The sequence below is a fragment of the Falsiroseomonas stagni DSM 19981 genome (assembly GCF_900114315.1).
Taxonomy (GTDB): domain Bacteria; phylum Pseudomonadota; class Alphaproteobacteria; order Acetobacterales; family Acetobacteraceae; genus Falsiroseomonas; species Falsiroseomonas stagni.
In genome coordinates this window covers 176,243-183,428 of record NZ_FOSQ01000011.1, presented here as the reverse complement: position 1 = coordinate 183,428, position 7,186 = coordinate 176,243, and the positions used below count along the sequence as shown (strand labels likewise).

3 protein-coding genes and 1 pseudogene are annotated in these 7,186 nt (G+C 67.4%); 2 read left to right on the top strand and 2 right to left on the bottom strand.

Annotated features, from left to right (window positions below; translation table 11 throughout):
* Positions 1–4,136, bottom strand: a 4,136-nt coding sequence (locus BM041_RS23025) for a beta strand repeat-containing protein (protein ID WP_175534108.1), incomplete at its 3' end; no start/stop codon positions are given.
* A gap of 296 nt (positions 4,137–4,432) precedes the next feature.
* Here BM041_RS23025 and BM041_RS23020 point away from each other — a divergent pair.
* Together BM041_RS23020 and BM041_RS32090 are read left to right on the top strand one after the other, a co-directional pair.
* Complete coding sequence (locus tag BM041_RS23020) at positions 4,433–5,521, top strand: TIGR03032 family protein (protein ID WP_092962249.1); 1,089 nt, start codon at positions 4,433–4,435, stop codon at positions 5,519–5,521.
* A 5-nt stretch (positions 5,522–5,526) separates the two neighbouring features.
* Positions 5,527–5,811, top strand: a pseudogene (locus BM041_RS32090) (IS481 family transposase); the annotation flags it as partial.
* Here BM041_RS32090 and BM041_RS23010 read toward each other — a convergent pair.
* Complete coding sequence (locus BM041_RS23010) at positions 5,777–6,760, bottom strand: tripartite tricarboxylate transporter substrate-binding protein (protein WP_245762231.1); 984 nt, start codon at positions 6,758–6,760, stop codon at positions 5,777–5,779. The pseudogene BM041_RS32090 and the gene BM041_RS23010 overlap by 35 nt on opposite strands.
* Positions 6,761–7,186: the final 426 nt, after the last annotated feature.

Genomic DNA, 7,186 nt, shown 5'->3' with positions numbered 1-7,186 from the left:
TTCTCGCCCGAGACGAGGTCGAGCCGGCCGTCGCCGTCCAGATCCACGAAGCTCGGCGTCGTGTTGTACCCGACATTGAAGCTGCTGAAGGGATTGGCGCTGCCGACCAGGGAGCTGAAGCCGCTGCCGGTGTTCCGCAACGCCAGGAATGATGTGCCGGTGTCCGTGCCCGAGACGAGGTCGAGCAGGCCGTCGCCGTCCAGGTCCACGAAGCTCGGCGTGCTGGCGCCCCCGGTATTCAAGCCGTTGAAGGGACTGGCGCTGCCGGTCAGCGCGGTGAAGCCGCTGCCGGTGTTGCGCCACGCCAGGAACGTGCCGTTCTCCGCTCCCGCGACGAGATCGAGCCGGCCATCGCCGTCCAGATCCACGAAGCTCGGCGTGCTGTAGGCCCCGACATCGAAGCCGTTGAAGGGATTGGCGGCGCCGGTCAGCGCGGTGAGGCTGCTGATGCCGACGAGGCCGGCGCCGGTGCCGTCCACCACATTCAGCGTCAGCGCCCGCGTCGCGGTCGGGGTGTCGCTGATATTGGCGTAGCTCAGCCGCTGGATCAGCGCATCCACCGCCGGGCTGGTCACGCTGGCATTGAAGGTGATGGTGAAGTCAGCACCCAGGCCGCCCGTGGCGGTGCCGAAGGCCACCCCGCCATAGCTGACCGTGGTGCCATCGAAGCCGATCTGGCCCGCGCCACTGCCCTGGGTCAGGACCGAGACCCGGTCCTCCGCCAGCAGGCCGGCCACCACCAACCTGCCGCCGACCAGGCTCTCCCCCGCCGTGAACACCACATCGGCGTCGAGCAGTTGCGCCGCCGCGTTGACGGTGTTCTCGGCGAAGGATGCTGTCGTGCCGACGCCGGTGAGCGCGGGTTGCTCGACCACGTTCGTCACCGTGATGGCGACGGCCTGTGCCGGGCTGTCCTGCGTCCCGTCATTGGCCGTGACCGTGATGTTGTAGACGTTGTCGCCGCCCGCATCGGTCGGGGCCTCGAAATTCGGCGCCGCCTTGAAGGTCACCGCGCCCGTTGTGCTGATGTCGAACCGGTTGGCATCCGCGCCACCCAGCGACCAGGTGAGCGGGTTGCTCTCCGCGTCCGTGGCGGTTGCCTGGTACACCGTGCCGATGGCGTTCTCGGCGAAGGATGCGGTGGTGCCGGAGGTGATGGCCGGCGCATTGTTCTGACCCTCTGCCTCCGCCGTGACACTCACGGTGATGAAGGTATCAGCGGGCGTGTTCCGCCACGTATGCAGCGAGCCATCCGCCACGCCCGAGACGAGATCGAGGCGGCCGTCGCCGTCCAGATCCACGAAGCTCGGCTTGCTGTAGGAGCTGTAGGATCCGACGCCGGTGCCGTTGAAGGGATTGGCGTTGCCGGTCAGCGCGGTGTAGCCACTGCCGGTGTTGCGCCACGCCAGGAAGGTGCCGCCGCTCACGCCCGAGACGAGGTCGAGATCGCCGTCGCCATCCAGATCCACGAAGGCCGGCGCGGTGGCGTATCCAATGGCGATGCCATCAAAGGGATTGTCGGTGCCGGTCAGTGCCGTGAAGCTTGGCGCTACGCTGATCCCGGTGTTCTCCCAGGCCAGTAGCGTGCCATAGTATTCGCCCGAGACGAGGTCGAGGTCGCCGTCGCCGTCCAGATCCACGAAGGCCGGCGTGCTGCGGTCTCCCACGTCCATGCCATCGAAGGGATTGCTGGTGCCGGTCAGCGCCGTGAAGCTCGGCGCCTGGCTGGTCCCGACATTCTCCCAAGCCAGCAGATTGCCGTAGACATTGCCCGAGACGAGGTCGAGATCGCCGTCGCCATCGAGATCAACGAAGACCGGCATGCTGCGGTAGCCGTCTACATAGAACCCATCGAAGGGATTGTCGGTGCCCTGCAGTTCCGTGAAGCTTGGCGCTGCGCTGGTCCCGATGTTCTCCCACGCCAGCAGATAGCCATCGTAATTGCCCGAAACGAGGTCGAGATCGCCGTCGCCGTCCAGATCCACGAAGGCTGGCGAGCTGTAAGATCCGACGTCGATGCCATTGAAGGGATTGCTGCTCCCGGGCAGGGCCGTGAAAGGCTCGATCCCGGGCGGTCCGAAATGAACGCCCGCGCTATCGGTGACGTCGATCTTGAGGCTGCGCGTGGCGGTGGGTGTGTCGCTGACATTGGCATAGGTCAGGTGCTGGATCAGCGCCTGCACCGCGGGGGCCGTGGCCGCCTGGTTGAACACCACGGTGAAGGTGCTGCCGCTGCCGCCCGTCGCGGTGCCGATGGCCGTGCCGCCGAAGCTGATGATGCCGCTGGCAAAGCCGATCTGCCCCGCCGCGTCGCCCTGATGCAGGACCGAGATGCGGTCCTCCGCCAACAGGCCCGAGACCGTCAGCCCGCCACCGCCCAAGCTGCTGTCGGGCGCGGACAAGGTGACCGAGGCGTCGAGCAACTGCGGCGTGGCGTTCACCGTATTCTCGGCGAAGGTCACGCCGGAACTGACGCTGCCCAAGGTCGGGCGTTCCAGCACATTGGTGATGGTGATGGCGACGTCGGCGCTGCCGCTGTCGAAGCCATCCGCGGCAATGACACTGATGTTGTAGATATTATCGGCACCAGCGTCCTGCGGGGCCTCGTAATCCGGCGTGGCGAGGAAGCTGACTTCGCCGGTTGCGCCATTGATGCTGAACAGGGCCGCATCCTGGCCGCCGAGCGTCCAGGTGACCGGGTTTCTGTTAACGTCCCAGGCCGATGCCCAGTATACGGTGCCGGTGAAGTTCTCGGCGACGGATGCGGAGTCGCTCGAGTTGACGTTCGGAGGGGTGTTCACCGTCACGGTGACGGGAGCGCCTGGAGGGGGGGCGGTATTTCGAAATGCCCGCAGGCTGCCGTCGTAATCGCCCGTGATGAGGTCAGGCCGGCCGTCGCCATTAAGATCCCCAAAGGCCAGCCTCCTGGCCGACCCTATCTCGATTTGCCACCCAATCTCGCTGCCGACGCCAGTGAAGGGATTGGCGCTGCCGGTCAGGGCCGTGAAGTTCGGCGTAGCGCTGGTGCCGGTGTTCCGCCACGCCAGCAGCGCGCCGTCGTATTCGCCCGAGACGAGATCGAGCAGGCCGTCGCCATCCAGATCCACGAAGGCCGGCGCGCTCAAGGTTCCGACGTCGATCCCATCGAAGGGGTTGGCTGTACCGGTCAGCGCCGTGAAGACTGGCGCAGCGCTGGTGCCGGTGTTCCGCCACGCCAGCAGCGTGCCATCCTGATGACCCAGGACGAGGTCGAGCAAGCCGTCCCCGTCCAGGTCCGTAAAGGCCGGCCCGCTTGCAAAGGAGACATCGATACCATTGAAGGGATTGGCGCTGTCGGTCAGGGCGGTGAAGCTCGGCGCAGCGCTGGTGCCGACGTTGCGCCATGCCAACAACGTTCCAACCCGGTTGCCCGAGACGAGATCGAGCAGGCCGTCGCCGTCCAGATCCACGAAGGTCGGCGCGCTGACGAATCCGACGTCGATGCCACCGAAGGGATTGGCTGCGCCAGTCAGCGCCGTGAAGCTCGGCGCAGCGCTGCTCCCTGTGTTCTGCCAGGCCCGCAGCGTGCCATCGTATCGCCCCAGGACGAGGTCAAGGTCGCCGTCGCCGTCCAGGTCCACGAGGTTTGGCGCGCTTAGGCGACTTGCACTGCCTTCGTAGGGAGGGATGCTGCCAACCGGATTATCGCTCCCGGTCAGCGGGGTAAAGACCGGCCTCGGGGGCAAGGCCAAGACATGATCGCCCGCGCTGTCGGTGACGTCGATCGTCAGGCTGCGCTTGGCCGTGGGCGTGCTGCTGACATTGGCGTAGGTCAGGTGCTCGATCAGCGCCTCGACCGCGGCGGCCGTCACTGCGGCGCTGAACACAACGGTGAAGGTGGCGCCGCTGCCGCCTGATGCGGTACCGATGGCCGTGCCGCCATAGCTGACGGTGCCGCCGGCAAAGCCGATCTGCCCAGCCGCGTCACCTTCATGCAGGACCGAGATGCGGTCCTCCGCCAACAGGCCCGAGACCGTCAGTCCGCCACCGACGAAGCTGCTGGTGGGCGCCGTCAAGGCCACCGAGGTGTCCAGCAACTGCGGCGTGGTGCTCAGCCCGTTCCGGGCGAAGAACACATCGAAGGCAAAGTCGGTCATCGTCGCCAGGGTTGGCAAGGTCGGCACTCCGCCAGATATCAGGTGAGCGTATCAGAACAGCTTTTTGATTTTGGCGAGGTTCGGAATTTATTTCAAATCTCACAACATACTTCTATGCGCGCATGATGGCAGACATTGAATTTGTTGTGCTCATTTAATCGCATCTTTGAATACCGAGTTCACATTTGTGTTCTTTTCTCTTTGCGCCGCCTCCTTGCGCCCAGAACCGGTCAGCAGACTTTAGCGCCGCGGGCCGACGCGGGATTCCGCCATCCCGCCAAACGAGAGACACAGGCATGACCACGAATGAAGCCGCCGAACCTGCCCCGCCTGGCCAGGTGCTGATCGCCTCCCCGGGACTGCCGGGATGGCTGGCGGAGAACCGCACCAGCCTCGCGCTGACGACCTATCAGGCCGGCCGGCTGATCTTCCTCGGGCTGCGCCCCGACGGCACGCTGCGTGCCCATGAGCGCCTGCTGGAGCAGTGCCAGGGTCTGTGGACCGATGGCGACACGCTCTGGGCCAGCGGCAAGGCCATGCTCTGGCGCTTCCACAACGACGTGCCGCCCGGCATGGCCACCGCCCAGGGGGCCGACCGCCGCTTCATCCCGCGCGAGGCCCGCGTCACTGGTCGCCTCGACATCCACGACATCGGCATCGGGCAGATGCAAGGCATGGCCGCGCCCGGGCCGATCTTCGTCAACACCGCCTTCAGCTGCCTCGCCACCGTCAGCGATACGGCGAGCTTCCGCCCGCTCTGGCGCCCGCCCTTCATCAGCGCCCTGGCCCCCGAGGATCGTTGCCACCTGAACGGCCTGGCCATGGACGGAACCCGGCCTGCCTACGTCACCGCGATCAGCCGCAGCGATGTCGCCGATGGCTGGCGCGAACGTCGCGTCGATGGCGGCGTGGTGCTGGACGTCACCAGCGGTGAGGTTGTGGCGTCGGGCCTGTCCATGCCGCACTCGCCACGCTTGCACGGGGGCCGGCTGTGGGTGCTGAATTCGGGCCGGGGCGAATTGGGTGTTGTCGATCCCGGCGATGGGCGCTTCACGCCGGTGGCCTTCTGCCCGGGCTATGCGCGCGGCATGGCCTTCGTCGGGCGCTGGGTGGTGGTCGGGCTGTCCCGGCCGCGCCGCAATCACACCTTCGAAGGGCTGCCGCTGGACGGCCTGCTGCAAGCCAAGGACTCGGCGGCACGCTGCGGCCTGCTGGTGGTGGACACCATCACCGGCGAGACCGCCCATTGGCTGCGCTTCGAGCACACGATCGACGAGTTGTACGACGTGGCCGCCTTGCCAGGCGTGCGCCAGGCCGAGGCGATCGGGTTCATCGGGACGGACATCGAGCGCGCCATCAGCGTGGAAACGGCGGCCCAGGCCTGAACCGGGCCATCGTCGTCGAGTTCCGTCGTCGCACCCTGCTGCCCATCGATGACGTCCTGGGCTGGCTGCGCGAGGCCATCCCGACGCCCTCCCGCAGCGCGCTTCACCGCTGCCTCCTGCGGCATGGCATCTCCCGCCTGCCGCAGGCCGGGGAGAAGGCATCAAGGCGCCAGCGCTTCATCGAGACTGCGATCGGCCAAGTCCACATCCACGTCTGCCTGAGGGATCGTCCCTCGCGATCGAGGGGAACGACCTTCAGTCGGCGAACTGGTTGGAGGCAAGGATCAGCGGCCGCCAACGGGCGATCTCCGCGTCCCAGAACGCGCGGCCGGCTTCGGGCGTGGCGCGATCCGCGGCCACCGGCGCGGTGCCGAGATCGGCAAAGCGGCGGACCAGCCCCTCGTCGCGCAGGGCAGCGAGCAGCGCGCGGTTCAGTCGCTCCAGCACCGGCTGCGGCGTGCCGGCATGCGCATACAGCATGGTCCAGCCCGACATCCGCATCTCCGCCAGCCCCGCTTCCGCGGCTGTCGGCAGGTCCGGCAGCGCGGCGACCCGTTCGGCGGTCGAGACGGCGAGAGCGCGGATGGTGCCGGAGCGGATCTGCTCCGCCGTATTGGTCGTCTGGTCGCAGCCGACATCCAGCGTGCCAGAGACGAGGTCGTTCAACACGAGCGCGCTGCCCCGGTAGGGCACGGTGGTCATCGGCGTGCCGAGCGCCGACATCAGCAGCAACCCGCAGAGATGGCTGGTGGAGCCGACGCCGGCATTGCCGATGTTCAGCCGCTCTCCCTCGCGCCGCGCCACCGCGACGAATTCCGCCAGGCTGGAGGCGGGGAAGGTCCGGCGCGCGACGATGGTCATCGGGACCTCGTTGATCAGCCCGATCGGCTTGACCGAACCCACGGGATCGAAGGGCAGGCGCCGGTACAGCGTCGGCACCGTCGCCTGGCCGAGACCGCCCAGCATGATCACATGCCCATCGGGCCGAGCCTGGAGGAGTCTCGCATGGCCGATCGTGCCGCCGGCGCCGGGGATGTTCTCCACCACCACGGGTTGGCCGAGATCGGCGCCCATCGGGGCGGCGACAAGGCGCGCGACCACGTCGGAAGGGCCACCCGCGGCGAAGCCCACGATCATGGTGACCGGGCGCTGCGGAAAGGCGACCTGCGCCGCCGAGGCTTGGACGAAGGCGGCAGCAAGACCAAGGCCAAGCAGGGCCTGTCTGGTGAGGCTGAGCACGGTTGCGGTCTCCTGTTCCCGGTGATTCGATTCCGAAACCAGCTTCTGCAAGGGCCGTGCCGCGCGACGGGGTGGCAATGAAGGGGATGGCCGTGCCCACCTGCCTGCGCGCTGGGCGGCCCGCCGCCCGCCCGCCCAGCCATGATGCGGCGCGCGAGGCCTGGAACGCGGCGGGCCTCAGCGATCCGGCAGGCATCGCCGCCGTGCCCATCCGGTGGCGGCGGCACGATACCGGGATGCCGTCACCCCCGCGCCGACGCACGCCGCATCCGATGCGCGCCGCAGGGCCAGCGTTGCGTTATCGGCAACGGGCCGTCGCCTGTTTGTGGTGACTTCGAAACGGCTTTCTGCCGCCGCCAGCCTTCCATCCTTGCACGCTTTTGTTGCACCGCACCCGGCATCGCCGCGATGCCAATGATCGTCGAC

What these genes read in the sequence shown, in the direction of transcription:
- BM041_RS23020 (WP_092962249.1), top strand. Translation starts at nt 4,433, where the DNA reads ATGACCACGAATGAAGCCGCCGAACCTGCCCCGCCTGGCCAGGTGCTG.